The organism is Ruegeria sp. CH10 (assembly GCF_056537125.1).
Genome location: NZ_JBQFQY010000002.1, coordinates 492722 through 510414, shown reverse-complemented (window position 1 = coordinate 510414; position 17693 = coordinate 492722). Strand labels below are relative to the sequence as shown.

Sequence of the window (17693 nt, the reverse complement as noted above, 5' to 3'; positions counted from 1 at the left end):
GGCAATTGATTAGGCCGCGTTTGCAACGCTGTCCAGTTTCACGCCAAGGGTCGGGGCCGCATACATCCCCGCGATCATCGACAGCAGAAAGACAACCCCGCCAATCCCGCCATAGCTGATCGACGCGAGGGCAGGGCCGGGGCATAGCCCGGACAGGGCCCACCCCATGCCAAACAGAACGGACCCTGCGATCAAACGGCGATCCAACTCGGGCGCGGCAGGGCGCGGAAACTCTCCGCCGGTCAAAGGCTGCCGGTGCGCCGTCAAGCGCCACGCAACCAGCATCGGCAGGATGGCGCCGCCCATGACAAAGGCCAGTGTCGGGTCCCATTCCCAGAAAAAATCCAACCAACCCTGCACCTTAGTGGTGTCGGTCATCCCTGATAACAACAGGCCCGTACCGAACAAAGACCCTGCAAGCAATGAAATCAGATTGCGCATCAGATCAACCCCAACACATGACGAAACAGGGTCAGCGTCAGCACTCCGGCCCCGATATAGATCAGGGTGGCGACGATGCCGCGCAGCGAGAACCGGGAAATCCCGCAAACCCCGTGACCCGAGGTGCAACCGTTTGCGATGCGTGTCCCGGCCCCCACCAGCAAACCCGCGATGATCACAACTGCGAGATTGCCGGTCAGATGAGTTTGGGGAGGAGGTGAGATCAGGAATTTCAGCAACAGCGGCGCGCCGATTAGACCCGCCAGAAAGCTCAGCCGTTCCAGTGATCGGTCGGTCTTGTCGATCAGCCCGCCCAAGATGCCGCTGGCCCCCATGATGCGCCCGTTGCCCAAGAGGTAGAGCGCGGCCCCCAATCCAATCAATAGGCCCCCGCCGAAGCCCCATATCCAGTCCATGTGCATAATGCTGTGATCCCGCGTTAAAGCTTGTTGATGGGCAGTTTCAGAAACACATCGCCTTGTTCATCGGCCGGAGGCATCTGACCCGCGCGCATATTGACCTGCAGCGACGGCAGGATCAGGCGCGGCATGCCTAGCGTCGCATCACGGGCATTCCGCATCTGTACGAATTCCTCGACGGGGCGGCCCTGGCCTATATGTACGTTCAGGGCCTTTTGTTCGCCCACAGTGGTTTCCCACGCATATTCGTCCCGCCCCGGAGCTTTGTAGTCATGACCCACGAACACGCGGGTGTTGTCGGGCAGGGCCAGTATTTTCTGAATCGAAGCATAGAGCGTCTCGGACGACCCGCCGGGAAAGTCGCAGCGCGCGGTTCCGAAATCCGGCATGAACAGGGTATCGCCGACAAAGGCCGCATCGCCGATTACATAGGTCAGACACGCAGGCGTATGCCCCGGCGTATGCAGAACATCGCCCCGCATCTGGCCAATGTGAAAACTGTCGCCCTCGCGAAACAGCGCGTCGAACTGGCTGCCGTCGCGCTGGAACTCGGTCCCTTCGTTAAAGATTTTGCCAAAGGTTTCCTGAATCGTCACGATCTGATCCCCGATCCCGATCTTGCCGCCCAGTTCCTGCTGAAGGTAGGGGGCTGCCGACAGATGATCGGCGTGGACATGGCTTTCCAATATCCACTCAACCCGCAGATCGTTCTGACGGATATAATCAATGATCTGATCGGCTGATCCCGTCTGTGTCCGCCCCGAAGCATGGTCAAAATCCAGCACACTGTCGATGATCGCGCAGGCAAGCCCTTCGGGTTCCTGCGCAACATACGAGACGGTAAAGGTCTCGGGGTCGAAAAACGCTTTTACTTTGGGTGTCATTTGGTCCTCCGACTGTGTGTGCTATTCATATATTAATTGCGGAATGTGATGTAATCAACACTGCGTGACTTGATGCCGGTCAAAGCAGAATACGCAAAAACCGAGTAAAGTTTGATCAGAATGCGCCCAGCGGCTGTAACCGTGGGCCAAACAGGCGGTTTCCTGCGCGTTCGTCCGCTATCCTGTGCAGGTCTTAAAACCGTTACCTATATCAGGATAAGTGAAGCTATTAGGGAGGATGAAATGTCAGCAGTCAATTTGTACTCTGAAGCCGAACAACTGGAGCAAAAGCTGCAAGGTGCCTGCCTTGATACGCGTCTGGCGCTTCAGCCAAGTGTCACCAAAGTGATCGAACGCATGCGCCAACAGGGTATGCATGTGCCATCGCGCCTGCGCCGTCTGGATGCCGCGCTGTGCGAGGACGCAATGGAAGCTCAGTTCGATAATCTGCCCATCTGAGCCGGGTCATCAGCCGAACGAAATCCCCACGATCACGACCATCAGGCCAATGACCGACAGAAAAAGCGAGGCCAAATTCCAGGGCAGAACGCTTTGAACCATGGCGCGCAGCTCATCATCCGACAGCCCGGATTTGCGCGCCTTCATCACACGAAAAATACACCAGACCAGTCCCAGAAGCCCGGCAAGCGACAGGGCGGCACCGCCCCAGGTGATGTATTCGAACATGGGTCCCCACATTTTCTTGTGACCTGCCTCAGCGCTTAGCCGAGAACCTGTGTACGTACAAGCCCCGGGGGTGATAGGGCGCTTGCGGCGCGCGCGGCGGCAATGTATCCGGCGTAGAGCCCGCCGGGACAGCATCTGAAATCCACCTCTGGGAGAGACGTAAATGGAAGACATGACCGAAGATCAGGCCTCTGCCAACTATCGTGTGACCGCAGGCGAACTGCGCCAGTTCATCGAACGGTTCGAGCGTCTGGACGCCGAAAAGAAAGATCTGGCAGAGCAGCAAAAAGAGGTGATGGCCGAGGCGAAAGCGCGCGGCTACGATACCAAGGTCATGCGCAAGGTCATTGCCCTTCGTAAGCGGGACAAGGACGATATTGCCGAGGAAGAAGCCGTGCTTGAGATGTACAAAGAAGCGCTGGGTATGAGCTGATTCAGCCTGCCAGTTTTGTCAGACTGAAAACGATCTTGCGCCCTTTGAAGCATCACAGTCTTTGAGGGCGCATGAATTTCTTACTGCGGGCTGTTTGTAAAGCGTTTGCGAGGCCAAGGGTGATCTAGGGCTGAATAACCCTTACACCGGACATATTGGCCAGGCGCTCAATATCCTGGTCGTACAATTCGGAAAACGCATCGACGATGTCGGTGCTCCAACCCGGAAAGTCCAACTCTTCCTCGATGCTGTCTGGCAACGCGTGTTCTTCAAAAACATGCGCCAGATCTTCGCGTAAGGCTGCTGGGCTTGCCACATTGCTTTGTGCGGTCAGGGAATGAATCTGGTTTTTGCCGGTCTCGTCCAGCAGGGATAGAAGCAGATCATGCTCGTCCTGAACCGGTGTGTCTTTGTCAAGCCCTGCGACGGCACGCATGATGTCACCCCATACAAAGGGCGTATCCTCAAAGCTCCACAACGTGACTTTGACATTGGGGGCCAAGTCGCGGATGTCCTCGACCATACCGATCCAGCTCAGGCAGCTGAGATCGGTGTTTCGAAGCGCATCGGCGCGCTGCTCTTCCGGCAACAGCATCAGCAGTTTGGGCAACAGGCTGCCCGGGCTTCTCAGCGCCATGAACAACTCGACCGAGTGATCCTGAAAGCTCTGTTCCAGAAACGCCATCCGACGGCCTGCATAGGGATATAGCTGCCCGTTCGACAGCGCGGTTTCGGGGGCGCCGGCAAAGTGTGCGGTTGAATAGATGACACGTTTGGTATCTTTGCCGGCAGGTAAGAGACCTTTCAGGTCCTGGTGAGGTACCGGTTCAACGGGTTCGGCATCCACTGTGTCCAGGGCGGGCTTGAACGCAAGTTTATACCGGCGATGACCAAAATACGTGACACCATTTGCGATCACCTTGCTTCTGTTCTTCTTCAGCGAGTTCAACACCCGCCCTTCGTCGGTAAACGCCGCCCCAGCGTGGATGACAACCTGCATTTTGGGTTCTGTTCTCTGGCTTTTCGCTTTGTTTTCGGGGTTACAGGCTGCGGCCCGAACAGTCAAATCTGCGCGTTTGTTCAGAGCGCAATTGTTGATTGCGCGTAGAAGGAAAAAACTCGACCCTATCACGAAAATATAGGCTTGCAGTCGCGCACAAGAGAAAGTAATCGACACCCAGTGCCCCTATAGCTCAGCTGGTAGAGCAACTGATTTGTAATCAGTAGGTCCGCGGTTCGAGTCCGTGTGGGGGCACCATTTAATTCATAAAAATTAAAGCCTTACGGAAATGACGCGGTGCTTCTGGTAATGCATTCGTGCGAAAGCAGACATATAGCAGACATTGCGCGATTCACATTCAGTACATCCTCGCATCTCGCTCCTTGATACGTCTTGTAAAGCTGGGCTCGGAAGAAACTCTTGTTTTGTAACGGGATTTTCCATTTATTTTCAGCGTGTTGATATGCTTTGATATGAAAGTATGCAGTTGATTGAGATTTCAAAAGCTAACTCAAACTGTCGGTGACGCAAAGACGATCGATGCCATGTAAGAAGCTCGGCATTTCTATAATCTTGATATCAACACGTTGTTTTTCAACGGATACTCGAAACACCGCGTTAACCATTTTTTTGATGCTGTTGTCGTTCTCGTGCACCTAAATTACCCGTTGGCCAATTCGAACTCTTTCTGAGCATCATGCCTCCTCTGTATCGCTGCCATCGTCCTCATCGCCTGCTAGGGGCGTCAATTCGATTCCGACCTTTTTGGCTAAGGTATGAATACGTAGCGGCTCGAATTCGGACCGAACGCTTTCAATTACTTCCACGAAGTGGCCCCTTTGTTCGTCGCCGACCTTAGATAGAGCTGACTTCAACGATCTAGAGTGTCTCTCTACAAAACTCGCACCCTGCTCAGTTGCAGAAGCGATGGCTGGCGTAGCAAAGTTTCTTACTTTTGAGTCGTCAGATGATTTGGAGAATACGTTGTCGATCAGGTCCGAGAACTTGGCTTGCACGTATCCAAAGGTTTCCTTGTTTGTGGAGACCCCTCCCGTACGATCGGCAATCGCCTTCGGCATCGCTGCTCTTGCCTTAGGGGGGATCGTGTCCAAAAGTCCTCCCGTCAGGTTCGGTCGCTCGCTCAATTCCGCCTGTCCAGACAGCAATTCGATAATTAGATCTGACAGGGGTTCTTTGAATCTATGGGCGGGAAGCTTGAAGCCTCTTAACGTCGCCTCTACCGATAAAACCCCGAGCACGGCGCTGTCTGTTGTCAGGTGGGTTTTCCAATCCTCGTCCGAAATCTTCGTTAGGGCGTCTTCAATTGCGGTATGGAACAGCTTCCAGCCATCTTCTTTGCGAGTTGCTGTGTCCCGCAAAAGTGTAATCGGGATTGACCTCAGGTCTAAATCTTCAACATGATCTTCATGCACGACCCCACCTGTACGTTCCAAAACTAATTCGGTCTTGTTTCCAAACGTGCTTCGGATGAGGCCATAGTGGTTTAGCAGTGTTCTTAGGGGTAGTGGATTTAAGTCGTCTTTCTCTCTCAGGCTTTCGACAACAGCGCGGTAAACCTTTTGGCATGGAGAGTCTGCGGCGGCAAATTCTATCCAATCCGCAGCCCTTTTCTGACGAACAACATGGGAAGCCAATTCACTAACAACAGCGTCTGACAGTTCGATTGAACCAGTCAAATTTTGGCTCAGCCATTGTCTTGCTGGATGGAGATTTCCAAACGGGGGTTGGTTTGTGTTTGCGCCGATCTCATACGAACCCGTCTTAACGTGCTGCAATGTCAGCCAAATTGAGGCGGCCAAGGTTCTGTCTGCTTCGCTTGATTGTTTCGTGGCGTTCGCGTGCCATGCAAGTGTGCCGTTGGTCACAACCTTTTCAAGCAAATCTCCAGCTTTCTTTTGGTTAGATATAGGACCATACGCTCGCAACCACGGCGATGAGAGTGGCGGTTAGCGTAATTGCCTCCATCCAGTTGTTTTGAAACCATGAGATCAAATTAGACACGACGGCACCTTATGTAGATATTCTTATTCAACTGTATCTACATATGGTGCCACGGATGCCCGATCACAAGCCCGCCCCACTACTTCAAACGACCCTTGCAAAATCCTTGTAACGCCGAATGCCCACCGCAACTAACGCTTTGCCAACAAGCGGTTAGCGTCTAGCCCTAGGTATTTGTAATCAGTAGGTCCGCGGTTCGAGTCCGTGTGGGCGCACCATTTCACGACAAATTGGAAGCTTGTCATCTTCGCTGTGTGGCTTGATATGCGGACTCCATGCTTGTGCTAAACCTAGACAGTTAGCGGTGTTTGCTCCGATGTTGAACGCATCAGGTAGACAATGGCCAAATTCATTCGCAAAGCGCATTGTATTCATTGCCTTGTGCCCTTAGTGATTTCGTCAGGCCCAAAGTGCTTTGCCCGCGTGGTGGAATGGTAGACACAGGAGACTTAAAATCTCCAGGCGGAAACGCCGTGCCGGTTCGAGTCCGGCCGCGGGTACCAAACCTATCTTGTTTGGATGGGGGGCAGCGCCGTCGGGCGGGCAGGGTAGGGCCCTGAAATACCGCCCGCCGTCTTAAACCGGAAAGCCCAGTTTTTTGATCAGGTTCCAGATGTCTCGGTTTGCCGCCGAAAGCTGGGAAACGATGTTCTCAATTTCCTGTATCGCCTGTTCGTCGACGGTATCCTCGCGGCCCAGTTTTATGTCCGTTTTCCGATCCGCGATTCGCATCAGAATGGTCTTTGGATTTCCGCTGTCGGCATCGAAGGAATAGATGCAATGGTTGTACCGGTTCCGGATCGACGACAGCTTGCTGAGCCGCTGGGTGTGTTCAAGGATTGGGTCACGAATCTCTGCCGGGCGCCCCTCCATCTTGGCCAGCCGTTCGACCAGATCGATCCGGGCGCGCGTGGTGTTCAGCGTCAGAAAGATGATGACGGCCACATCTTTATTGGTGTTGCTGAGCCCTGCAATCAGGTGGATCAACAGGCTTTCCGTGTTGGTCCACATGTAGTTCAGCCTGCCGACCAGCAGGATGAGACGGTCAAACCGGGTTTCAAGCGTCTCAGTCAACGGTCTGACCCGTCTGTTCGTTTGAGGTGACTTCGAAATAGAACTGCGCCGCCGCCGTTCTGTTGCTGACCCCAATCTTTCCCGCCACATTGTGCATGTGCAGCTTTACCGTGTGTTCGGTAATACCAAGGTTTGACGCTATGATCTTGTTACTTTGCCCTTTCGAGACAAGTTGAAGGACCTGCTTCTCCCGCTTTGTCAGCCGCTCATAAGCCGGATGCGACGCCCTTGGTTCAGATGTCGCGCCAAAGTTGGAGCCGTCGAGCGCGCGCGGTTTGGTCTGCGGGCGCGTGTCGGGCACGCAGTCTGCCAGGAAACTGGGCAGGTACAGCTCTTCGTGCATGAGCAGCCTCAGAATCGAACGCCATACATCCGGCGCCACATTCATCGGTAGGTAGCCGATATCGCCATACAGACGACGGTCCCATGCCTTGAAAAGCGATCGTGCTGCACTGTCTTTGCGATAGGCAAAGGCCAGGCAGCCAGTGCCGGCGAGTTCGGAATAGACCTCGGGGCGGGTCAGCAGATCATCCAGCATGATCTGATCGACGACCACGACCTGACCGGCGCCGAATCCCGAGGTGCCAGCCGCTTTCATTTGGGCGATGTCATCAAAGCGATGCGCGGACACGCCAAACTCTGACTGCACACTACGAAGAGTTGGATTTGAAAAGAAGAGTTCCTTGCCGATGAAATTGATCGAGAAATCTTCGGGACTTACATGAATTTGGGCAACACTATCCTGCAGCGGACTGCTCATTACTTCCCCCTATAAACCACACCGCACAAAAAAAGCGGCGAAATCGTAAACAACACGCGGAGCGTAAATTAACGGTAAATTAACTGTTATTGCCTGAGCACTATACCGGAAAGTCTAAATCTCATCAACAATTCGTGTTGTCCTGCCAATTGGAACTAGAACTTTCGGTTAGGTATTTTGCGCCGAATTTGGCAAAAAAGCAGCAATATTATGGCGTTAACAATTTTGCCGAAATCTTGCCTTATTTTTATGGGCCGATCCTGAAAGTTACCAAGATAGTGGTTAATAATTGTTTAAAAACAACAGCATGGCTTGTCTAATGCTTTAGGGCAGCTATTCAGGTCACTTTCCTGCTGCGACCATGATCCTGCTTCAATTTGAGAAGCGTGGTTACTGACTTGCCTGCGAATCGCGAATTAGCGCGTTCATCAAAACCGCAGGCCTCGCATCGGCTTTAGCCGGGAAAGGGAGGTGGGCACGAAGTCACAGAAAACGACCGCGTCATGCGCGTTTTGCGCCTGATCGCAAAAATTTTGTTTCAACCGCGCGAGTAGCCGTTTTGTAGATGAATGACGGTCGAGCGCTTAGTAAGTGGAATTTTCTTATGTCTAGCAGACGCTCTCAACCAAATAATGATATTACAGCAATCGGCGAAGTGAACGTCGACAAGGTCTATGCACCTGTCGATGCCGATGTGAAAGTTGGCTATGCCGACGTCGATATCGATGCTGATGTAAATGAGCAGTATAACGACAACGAGAATAAGAACGACAACGATGTCGACAACGAGAATAAGAACGACAACGAAGTTAAGAATGACAACGACGTCGATAACGACGTTGATAACAAGAACGACAACGACGTTGCTAATATTAACGGTCAGCAGCAGAAGAACGGCGGCGACGACAGCAACGACAACTCCAACTCCAACAAGGTCAACATCGACTTTGGCGGTGGCGAGTGGATCCCGCGCGATGACGATCTGGTAGATGTCGACGTCAGCAAAGGCGGTTCGGTCGAAGACGTTATCACTGTCGGCAACGACTTTGACTACGATCCCGGCGACGACATGAACCTGGATATTTCGCTGAACGGCGAAGGCAATGACATGCTGGCCATCAACAGCCAGCTGGCCGAGCTGAACGACGCGGACCATCTTGGTGACGCAACTGTCCGCAACGACGGTCGTTTTGACCAGTCGGGCGACGCGCGTGGCGGAACCGCAACCTCTGCTGAAGGCATCTCTTCGCAGTCTGTCGGTGGCGACACCGGTGACGGCGGCTACAACTATGGTGGCGACGCAGCAGCTTACACCAAGGGCAGCACAGCAATTGCAGCCGGTGGTGAAGCAGGTGATGCTGACGCCGACGCAGACGCTGGTAACGGCGGTGCTTCGGGCGATGCAACCACGCTTGGCCTGAATGTGGGCAAAGGCTACGCTGACTCGGATGGATCCGGTGACGGTGGCAACAGTGGTCACGCGGACGCGGATTCGGATGCCGACAATGACGGTCATTCCGATGCATCGGACGCCGACAGCAACGGTGGCGACGGCGGCAATGCCGGTTCGATCGGTCTGGGCCTGGGCCTGGGTGTGTCGGGCGCTGGCAATGACGGCGAATCCGAAGGCGGCGACAACGCAAGCATTGCTGCTGCTAAAGGCGGCGCGCTGGCGGACAATGACGCTTCGGCTGACGACGCAAATGGCGGCGACAGCGGCGCTGGCAACATTGGTCTGGCCAAGAACGACGCCGAAAGCGATGCAGACGCTGGTGACACCTCTTCGGGTGGCAACATCGGTCTGGGCAAAGCAGCAAGCGCAGCTGGCGCAGACGCAGATGCTGATGGCGGCCGTGGTGACGGTGGCAACGGTGACGGTGCTCGCGGTGACGGCGCCAAAGGCGTTGGCGGCGACAGCACCGGTGGCGGTGGCGAAGGCGGCGATGCCGGCCAGATCGACACAGCCGTTGCAGGTGCCAAGCAGCTGAATGGCCTGAGCGGTCTGAACCACAACGACGCAGATGCTGATGCTGGCGGATACGACAAAGCCTATGGCGGCGACGTGAACGCTGATGGCGCTGATGGCGGCGACGGTACCGGTGGTAAAGGTATCGGTGGTGACGGCACTGGCGGCAACGGCCCGGGTGGCGACGCTGACGGTGGTCGTGCCGAAGCAGACTCTTCTGCGAAGGGTGTAGGCGATCAGGACGCAACAGGTCCTGAGGTATCGCCGACTGCTGGTGATGTGTACGGTAAAGCCGGCAACGATCAGGATGCAGATTCTGATGGTGGCAACGGTGGAACCAACGACACCGACGGTCATGCTGACGCCGAGGGTACCGGTACTGCGAAAGCAGACGGCTTCGGTGGCGGTGGTGGTGCTGTTGATCAGGATGCAACGTCTGATGCACGTGGCACCGGATCTGCTGACGCCGACAACGATGCCGGAAACGCCGGAGACGCCGAAGTATTCGCAGTGGCTGACACTGACGGCTCTGCCGACAGCTTGGCCCAAGCGATCTCGGGTTATGCTGGCGCAGGGAGCTCGGACAACGATGCGACTGCAACCGGTTACGGTACGTCGCACGGTACGGCTGACTCCGGCTTCGGCGGCGGCGGTGGTGCTGCGATGGCCACAGGTGGCGAGGGTGGTAACGCCCACGGTTACCTGGACATCGGTGACGTCAAAGGCGGCGCTCAGGAAGGCGGAAACGCATCTGGTGCCAACTCGGGCGACGGTGGTAACGGCGGAAACGCGGGTACCTGGGGCGCGAACAATGCTGGTGACAGCATCGTGTCCGGCGAGTCGAACGCATCTGCAGCAGCAGTTGTCGACACCGCGGCCTTCAACCAGTCGATTGTCATGGGCGCCAACGTCCTGGGCAACTCGGTCGACACGACCATGGTTGGTGGCAACATGTCGTCCAGCTACTCGAGCGACGACACCGACACCTAATAGAAGAACCAGAGCCCGCTCTTACGCGGGCTCTGACTCCTTCCAAGACAACTCCGGGGGCGCACAACGTGGCCTCGGTCCAACCGAACCTAAGCCGGAAATTTTAGGCCGGCGCGGGGAAAGGAAACCCAGATGTCGCTTGACAGTATTTCTGAACAGATTGCACATTTTGTTGGTACATTTGCCCTGACCATTGAACAGGCACGCTGGCGCGACCAGTACGAAGAATTCACGGCGTTGCGCCGCAAAGCCGAACTTGAAGAGCTTGAAGATCCTACACGTATTTCTGTGAAAGCCGACCTCAAGCCGATTTCCGGTGAATATGATCCGCTTCCGTATAAATTCGCAGCGCCTCAGGTAAGCTATCCCGCCAACCCCTCGGTACAGGTTCAGCTGAGTGACCCGGAAACCTTCTCGGGTCCGGCAGTCCAAGCCAATATCTACTTGCCTGAAACCCTGGCCACAGGCGCGACGCTGACACAAATTAACATCATCCTTGAACCGGTTTACATCAACGAACTGATTGGCTCAGCCGTTACGCATACGGTTCAGAAGGTCTATCTGAACGACAACGATACTGTTGGCGAAGGCGACTTCCGCGATGTCGAGGTCCTGATGGCGCAGGGCGCGGCCCTCGCTGAAGGCGCGACCCAACTGCACGCGATCTCGACGCTGTCAGTCCATATTCAGGACTATCAGTCCGGCGAAGCGATCGAGATGCTGATCGAACAGATTGAATCGCCGATCAATGTCGAAATCGAAGGTGTGACTGTTTATCAGTTCCACGGCGAGGATGCGACCGGGATGATCGTCAACGGCGAACAAGTCGACGAGATTCCCAATTTTCTGGACCTGCAGCCGGACCATCACCAGGACGACGACGAGGAAGACGGCGAAGAGGATACCTTTGCCGAAGCTCTGCCGGCCGAGTGGGATCAATCAGACGACTATGAGTTCGAAGATGGCCACTCGATCGTTGCAGGTGGAAACCTGGCGATCAACGAAGTGTCGATCAGCGTTGGTTGGGTGGATGCGCCCAACATCGTTGTTGGCGGACAGGCCGTTAACCTGACAGTTGTCAGCCAGGTCGCCATCGTGTCGGATACCGACCAAGGCGAAGACGGCGTGCAGAGCGAAACCAAGGTTGTTCAGGCCGCCGCGATCAATGTGGAAGGCAACGAGGCGGCTTGGGTCGAAGACAACGTTCTGGAAGATCCCGAAACACAGGAAACCTTCGTCACGGTCGACTGGATCAGCGGTGACCTGTTGGTGACCAACTTTATCGAACAAGTTATCGACGCGACGGATATCGACCAGATTTCGACCGATATCACGGCCAGCTCGACAGCCTATACGCTGGGCGACAACACGTTGATCAACGTGACCAATATCATCCAGCTGGGCAGCTTCTATGATGTGATCATCATCGGCGGCGATATGGTTTCCATCGATGTCGTGTCGCAGACCATCGTTCTGCTCGACAATGATGTGGTCCATGGCGCGCAGCCGACCGATGCCGAAGACAATCTGGTGATGAATCAGGTGTCGGTATCGACTCAGGGCGAAGACACCCATGAGGCCCTGAGCGACAATTTGGCCAGCACCGTTGATCTCCAGGAAGTGGACACTGATGCGTTAGAGGACGCATTGTTGAACGATCCTGAATTCGCGGGCGCCGAGTTGATCCGTGTTCTCAAGATCGAAGGCGATTTACTTCAAATTAATGTGATCGATCAGGTCACCATTCTGCAGGACGACGATGATGTGTATGTCGAAGGGCCGGGTGGTGAAGAGACTTCGGCCCTTGGTGCCGGAAATGCCATCCTGAACGCAGCCAACGTCACCAAAATTGGTGTGGATTCGGTCGTAAGGGCACAAGAGGAAGAGTATTCTGACGTGATGTTGCATCAGGCCAGCCTGATCGACAGCCCCGAAGAAGAAAATGCTGAACTGGTAAACGAAGCAATTGCTCTTCTGATGGAAGAAGCCGATGCCGGAAATGACGCTGACGGTATGGCTGGCAACTCGAATCTTACGTCTTCTGAAATGGCCACCATCGACGACGGCCTGCAAACTATGCTAGCATAGTAACCCTGTTTGTTACGAGTGACCTGAAAGTTTTGACATGTCGATTGTTTTTCCGTCTCGTCCGAGGCGATTCCCAAGCCCATTGGATCGCAACGGCGGCGGCGTATCTAAGCCGCCGAAAATGAGCAAGGTAGAAGATAAGCCCAACAAGACCCCCGGATTGCGCCTGAGCGAGGATTTTCGCGTTCGCAATTCGAAAGACGGTGAACAAGAGGCTGTCGCTGATAGCGATGCGAGCGCCAATGAAACCGTGAAAGCGCAACCTGTAAATTCTGATCAGAATGAGGAGCCGCAATTGCGCGCCGGTGCTTCTGCCCGACGCGATCAGCCGCAGCCTGCCGAAGACAGTGACCAACAGGGCAGCGGCGATGGGGTGGCCGATGCCAAGGGGCCCGATCCTGAAACCGTCAACAAAACGAGCGACCGTATACCCCCCGCGTCGCGCTCGAAAGGCGGTGAACGCATGGGCACCACTATCGAGGCCAAGGCGAATGAGCCATTGCTGCGTAGCAACTCAGGCGGCGGCGATGGCAAAGGGCCACCCCAAACTTTCCACAAACGCACTCCGCCCGAAGATTTCCAAAAGACGCTGCGCACCTCGCTGCGGGCGATCTATCGCAATCTGGCCTTTGTGCTGGTGTTGACCTGTGCGACCAATATTCTGGTTCTGGCGATCCCGATCTATCTGTTCCAGATCAGTGACCGTGTTCTGACCAGCCGGTCGCTGGACACGCTGATCATGCTGACGGCTATCGTGGCCGGAGCGGTCGTCTTTCAATCGGCCTTTGACGCGGTCCGTCGCTTTATGCTGATGCGCACCGGGGTCGAGGTTGCCGCGCGTCTGGGCGCGCCGGTGTTAAGTGCGGCGGCGCATGCCTCGCTGCACGGTAACGGGCGCGAGTATCAGACGCTGGGTGATCTGCAGCAAGTGCGCGGATTTCTGGTGTCAGGTACTCTGATCTCTTTCCTTGATGTGCCCTTTGCACCTCTGTTCATCCTGATGATCTTTCTGGTGCATCCACAGCTGGGCATGATCGTGATCGTCACGGCACTGCTGCTGATGCTGATTGCCTTCATCAACCAGCGCATGACCGCCAAACCCTTTGCCGAGGCGAACAAGGCGCAGTCCATGGCGAACATGCACCTGGATTCGATGGCGCGGAACAGCCAGATCATCAACGCGCTGGCCATGATCCCCGAGGCCGTGCGCATCTGGGGTCGCGATACCGCGCAGTCGCTGACCTGGCAGGTCAAGGCGCAGGATCGCAACGTGATCTTTGCCGCCATTTCGCGAGGTGTGCGCCTGCTGACGCAGATCACCATTCTGGGTTGGGGTGCCTTCTTGTCCCTGCAGGGTGAAATCACCGGCGGTATGGTGATTGCGGCCTCAATCATCGCGGGCCGGGCCTTTGCCCCGATCGAAGGTTCAATCGAAGGCTGGAACAGTTTCCTGCTGACCCGCGGCGCCTATGCCCGGATTAATCAGCTACTGTCGAACTCGGCCCTGCAATTCGAAAAACTGCGCCTGCCGCGTCCCGAAGGCCGGCTGGATGTGGAACGCTTGCTTTACGTGCCCGGCGGTACCAAACGTGTTGTACTGAACGGGATCAGCTTTTCACTTAACCCGGGTGAGACGCTGGCGATCATCGGCAACTCTGGCGCGGGCAAGACCACGCTGGGCAAGACGCTGGTGGGGTCGATCCTGCCGACATCGGGCAGCGTGCGGCTGGACCTGATGGATATCCGTAACTGGGACCCACGTCAGTTCGGCGAAAGCATCGGTTATCTGCCGCAGGACGTGCAGCTGTTCCCGGGCACCATTAAGGACAATATCGGCCGGATGCGTAATGACGCGACGGACGAGCAAATCCATGATGCCGCGGTTCTGGCTGACGTGCACAACATGATCGCGACCCTGCCGCAAGGCTATGAGACGGTGGTGGCCGCCGATGGATCGCCCCTGTCGGGGGGGCAGAAACAGCGTATCGCGCTGGCCCGGGCGTTCTTTGGCAATCCGCGCATGGTGGTGCTGGACGAGCCGAACTCGAACCTGGACGTGGCTGGTGACAAGGCGTTGGCCAAGGCCATCGAACAAGCCAAGGCCAACAAGATTACGGTGGTTGTTATCACGCAAAAGCCAACCCTGTTGAACGCGGTCGACAAGATCATGCTGCTGACGGACGGCCGTGTGGCGCTGTTTGGTCATCGCGAACAGGTATTGCAACAATTGAACGGGCCGCGGAACAACCAGCCCGGCATTCAGAAGCAGTAATTTGGGGGAAGTAAGATGAATGAACTTGTACCCGTTAACAACGATCCACAGGACCCGGCGGTTTGGTACGCCGAGGTTCCACGCTCGATCAGCCGATTGGTGGTTGTCGGGATGATCATGCTGGTGGTCTGCTTCGGCGGGTTTGGCCTTTGGTCGTTCAGTGCACCGCTGGCTGCCGCGGTTATTGCGCAGGGAAGTTTTGTGGCCACTGGCCGCAACAAGATCGTGCAGCATCTGGAGGGTGGCATCATCCAGGAAATCCAGGTCGCCGAAGGCCAGTCTGTCCAGGCAGGACAGATCATGATGACCCTCGACCAAACCTCGGCCGAAGCAAATGAGCGCGAGCTTTTCATCCGCAAAATCCGTTTGCAGGCGATGTCGGAACGTCTGAACGCAGAATATGATGAAAAGCAGCGGCTGGAGTTTTCGCCCAACCTGCTTGAGGCCTCGGATGACATCGAAGTCCTCAGCATTCTGGACGGTCAAAAGATCACCTTTGATCTGTCCCGCAAGACATTGCTGAACGACATCGCGCTGCTTGAGCGCAACATGGAAGCCCTGCGTATCCGCTCCAGCGGGTTTGAGGCGCAGCTGGACAGCATGAAACGACGGTCAGACATTCTGCAGGAAGAGTTTGAAACCAAACAGACCCTGTTCGAAAAAGGCCTTGTCCGTAAGGGTGAGCTGAATACGATCCGTCGTGTTCAGGCCGAAGCGGAGGGCCAGCAGGCTCGCCTGCAGGCCGAAGCGTCCGAGATCAGCCAGATGCTGCTGAAATTTGACGAACAGATTGATCGCACCCGCGCCGCCTATCGCGAAGCAGCGCTGGATGAGCTGGGCGTGATCGAGGCGGATCTTGAAAGTGTCCGCGAAAAAGCGCGTCAGGCGCGCAGCGTTCTGGACCGCGCGGTTGTGCGGGCCCCGGTGACGGGTACGGTGGTGCGGCTGCATTACCACACGCCCGGCGGTGTGATCGAAACCGGTGAACCCATTGCCGAGATTCTGCCCGCTGACGCCCCTCTGATCATCGAGGCGCAAATCCCCCGGACCGAGATCGACAGTGTTGTGACCGGGCAGGACGCGACCGTCCGTCTGGTGGGCCTGAACCAGCGAACAACGCCCGTGCTGAACGGGCAGGTGTTTTACCTGTCGGCGGATGCGGTGGTCGAGGACACGCATGGCGCCCCGCAAGAGGTCTATCTGGCCCGTATCTCGCTGGAACCAGAAGAGCTGGAACGCGTGCGTGGCTTTATACCAACCCCCGGCATGCCCGCCGAGATCATGATCCAGACCGAAGAACGCACCTTTGCAGCCTATATCGCCAAGCCTGTGACAGACAGTATGTCGCGCGCGTTCCGCGAGCAATAATGAGGCTGACCCAGGGGGCGGTCTACACCTTCCATTTTTCGCATGTTATCCTCCGGTGATCATCACCGGAGGTTGACCTATGGCGCTAAGCGTAAAAGACATGATGGAAGCGGCAAATGCGGTTGTCGAACGTATCGATACCCAGACCGCCAAGGAGCTGCTGGATCAGGGAGGTTTGCTGCTGGACGTGCGGGACGGCACTGAGGTGCAGCAAACCGGTACGGCGGCAAATGCGCTGCATATATCGCGCGGGGTGCTGGAATTCAGTGCTGATGAGGCCCTGCAATCTCATAACCCGGAACTGCGCAAGGATCGCCCGATTGTCTTGTATTGTGCCGCAGGTGGCCGTGCAGCTCTGGCAGGTAAGGTTTTGAAAGATATGGGGTATGCGCAGGTCTATAACCTTGGTGGCTTTGCCGATTGGGTTAATGCAGGCGGTGCCGTTTCCAAAGCTTAGGCATTCAGGAACGTCCGAACCGCGGCCTCAAATTCGCGGGGCTTTTCGGCATGCAGCCAATGCCCCGCACCGGGGATTTTGGCGAATTTGGCGGCCGGAAAAAGCGCGCGGATTTGGGCGCGATGTTCAGGCAAGACATAATCCGACTCGGCGCCCGACAGGAACAGGGTCGGGCCATCCCAATGGCCGCTTACTTCGGGAAAGCCCATGATTCTGGGCATCTCGGCGGCCAGCACATCCAGGTTCAGCAACCAGCGTTGGTCCTGCACATCCAGAGACTGGGTGAAAAAGCTTTGCAGTGTTTTGTCGACCCCCAGCGCGGCCAGCTGTTCGGACGCGTCCGAGCGACGCGTGACCTTTGTCAGATCAACGGCGCGCATCGCCTCGATATACTGAATCTGGCTATGAGAATACGCAACCGGCGCAATGTCGGCCACCACCAGTTTGCGGACCAGATCACCATGCTGCAAGGCCAACGTCATCGCAGCCTTGCCACCCATGGAATGGCTCACCACGTCGGCTTTTCCCCCAAAGTGGTCGATGACCTCGGCCAGATCATTGGCCATGTCGGGATAGCTGTGCTGGCCGGTCCATTGGCTATAGGCATGGTTGCGCATATCGACGGCGATCACCTGCCGTTCATCCGCAAGCCGCCGCGCGATCACCCCCCAGTTCCGCGCCGAGCCATATAGCCCATGTGCAATCAAAAGAGGGGGGCTATCGGTCGGTTCGCCATGAAGGATCGTGTTCAGCATAAAGATGTGATACCTGCCGCAAAAAGAAACGACCAGCCCCATTGTCGCCCCGCCAGCCGGTGACTAAGCTGTGGGGC

The 17693-nt window shown here is 56.0% G+C and carries 16 protein-coding genes and 2 tRNA genes; 9 read left to right on the top strand and 9 right to left on the bottom strand.

Annotation, left to right across the window (positions count from 1 at the left end; all coding sequences use genetic code 11):
* Positions 1–9: 9 nt before the first annotated feature.
* The 3 genes from ACRZ94_RS08855 to ACRZ94_RS08845 are packed head-to-tail and all read right to left on the bottom strand — an operon-like array spanning position 10 to position 1744.
* The gene (locus ACRZ94_RS08855; RefSeq protein WP_480652392.1) at positions 10–441 is read right to left on the bottom strand and encodes a DUF6691 family protein; all 432 of its coding nucleotides are present in this window, start codon (positions 439–441) and stop codon (positions 10–12) included.
* Entirely contained in the window at positions 441–863 is a 423-nt protein-coding gene (locus ACRZ94_RS08850) for a YeeE/YedE family protein (protein WP_480652390.1), read from the bottom strand. The genes ACRZ94_RS08855 and ACRZ94_RS08850 overlap by 1 nt, the downstream gene beginning before the upstream one ends.
* Before the next feature lie 17 nt (positions 864–880).
* On the bottom strand, positions 881–1744 hold the full coding sequence (locus ACRZ94_RS08845; protein WP_480652388.1) for an MBL fold metallo-hydrolase: 864 nt from the start codon (positions 1742–1744) through the stop codon (positions 881–883).
* A gap of 243 nt (positions 1745–1987) precedes the next feature.
* Here ACRZ94_RS08845 and ACRZ94_RS08840 point away from each other — a divergent pair, with 243 nt between their 5' ends.
* Complete coding sequence (locus ACRZ94_RS08840; protein ID WP_480652387.1) at positions 1988–2203, top strand: hypothetical protein; 216 nt, start codon at positions 1988–1990, stop codon at positions 2201–2203.
* Between the two features lie 9 nt (positions 2204–2212).
* Here ACRZ94_RS08840 and ACRZ94_RS08835 read toward each other — a convergent pair whose 3' ends face one another.
* Positions 2213–2431 carry a hypothetical protein gene (locus tag ACRZ94_RS08835; protein ID WP_480652385.1) on the bottom strand — a complete coding sequence of 73 codons (219 nt, stop codon included), beginning with the start codon at positions 2429–2431 and terminating at the stop codon, positions 2213–2215.
* A 163-nt stretch (positions 2432–2594) separates the two neighbouring features.
* Between ACRZ94_RS08835 and ACRZ94_RS08830 the strand changes: the two genes are divergently transcribed.
* Positions 2595–2864, top strand: a complete 270-nt coding sequence (locus ACRZ94_RS08830; RefSeq protein ID WP_480652383.1) for a DUF2312 domain-containing protein — start codon at positions 2595–2597, stop codon at positions 2862–2864.
* Between the two features lie 124 nt (positions 2865–2988).
* On the opposite strand, the gene ACRZ94_RS08825 is transcribed toward ACRZ94_RS08830, so the two are convergent.
* Positions 2989–3864, bottom strand: a complete 876-nt coding sequence (locus tag ACRZ94_RS08825) for a hypothetical protein (RefSeq protein WP_480797157.1) — start codon at positions 3862–3864, stop codon at positions 2989–2991.
* A 182-nt stretch (positions 3865–4046) separates the two neighbouring features.
* On the opposite strand from ACRZ94_RS08825, the gene ACRZ94_RS08820 reads away from it, so the two are divergent.
* Positions 4047–4122, top strand: a tRNA-Thr gene (locus tag ACRZ94_RS08820).
* A gap of 437 nt (positions 4123–4559) precedes the next feature.
* On the opposite strand, the gene ACRZ94_RS08815 is transcribed toward ACRZ94_RS08820, so the two are convergent.
* Complete coding sequence (locus ACRZ94_RS08815; RefSeq protein WP_480797156.1) at positions 4560–5765, bottom strand: hypothetical protein; 1206 nt, start codon at positions 5763–5765, stop codon at positions 4560–4562.
* Between the two features lie 538 nt (positions 5766–6303).
* Between ACRZ94_RS08815 and ACRZ94_RS08810 the strand changes: the two genes are divergently transcribed.
* Positions 6304–6389: transfer RNA gene (locus tag ACRZ94_RS08810), tRNA-Leu, on the top strand.
* Between the two features lie 73 nt (positions 6390–6462).
* Here the strand turns inward: ACRZ94_RS08810 and ACRZ94_RS08805 are convergent.
* Both ACRZ94_RS08805 and ACRZ94_RS08800 read right to left on the bottom strand, forming a co-directional pair.
* On the bottom strand, positions 6463–6960 hold the full coding sequence (locus ACRZ94_RS08805) for a hypothetical protein (protein ID WP_480652340.1): 498 nt from the start codon (positions 6958–6960) through the stop codon (positions 6463–6465).
* On the bottom strand, positions 6953–7720 hold the full coding sequence (locus tag ACRZ94_RS08800) for a helix-turn-helix transcriptional regulator (RefSeq protein ID WP_480797155.1): 768 nt from the start codon (positions 7718–7720) through the stop codon (positions 6953–6955). Before ACRZ94_RS08800 ends, ACRZ94_RS08805 begins: the two co-directional genes overlap by 8 nt.
* Positions 7721–8324: 604 nt before the next feature.
* Between ACRZ94_RS08800 and ACRZ94_RS08795 the strand changes: the two genes are divergently transcribed.
* The 5 genes from ACRZ94_RS08795 to ACRZ94_RS08775 all read left to right on the top strand — a co-directional run bounded on the left by ACRZ94_RS08795 (position 8325) and on the right by ACRZ94_RS08775 (position 16861).
* A complete protein-coding gene (locus ACRZ94_RS08795; protein WP_480797154.1) occupies positions 8325–10676 on the top strand; it encodes a hypothetical protein in 2352 nt (783 codons plus the stop codon).
* A gap of 132 nt (positions 10677–10808) precedes the next feature.
* Complete coding sequence (locus ACRZ94_RS08790) at positions 10809–12764, top strand: type I secretion protein (RefSeq protein ID WP_480652334.1); 1956 nt, start codon at positions 10809–10811, stop codon at positions 12762–12764.
* Between the two features lie 121 nt (positions 12765–12885).
* Positions 12886–15036: a type I secretion system permease/ATPase gene (locus ACRZ94_RS08785; RefSeq protein WP_480652332.1), complete on the top strand. Its 2151-nt coding sequence runs from the start codon at positions 12886–12888 to the stop codon at positions 15034–15036.
* A gap of 15 nt (positions 15037–15051) precedes the next feature.
* Entirely contained in the window at positions 15052–16404 is a 1353-nt protein-coding gene (locus tag ACRZ94_RS08780) for an HlyD family type I secretion periplasmic adaptor subunit (protein ID WP_480652330.1), read from the top strand.
* A gap of 79 nt (positions 16405–16483) precedes the next feature.
* Positions 16484–16861, top strand: a complete 378-nt coding sequence (locus ACRZ94_RS08775; protein ID WP_480797153.1) for a rhodanese-like domain-containing protein — start codon at positions 16484–16486, stop codon at positions 16859–16861.
* Here the strand turns inward: ACRZ94_RS08775 and ACRZ94_RS08770 are convergent.
* A complete protein-coding gene (locus ACRZ94_RS08770; RefSeq protein ID WP_480797152.1) occupies positions 16858–17658 on the bottom strand; it encodes an alpha/beta fold hydrolase in 801 nt (266 codons plus the stop codon). The two genes, ACRZ94_RS08775 and ACRZ94_RS08770, sit on opposite strands and share 4 nt — an antisense overlap.
* Positions 17659–17693: the final 35 nt, after the last annotated feature.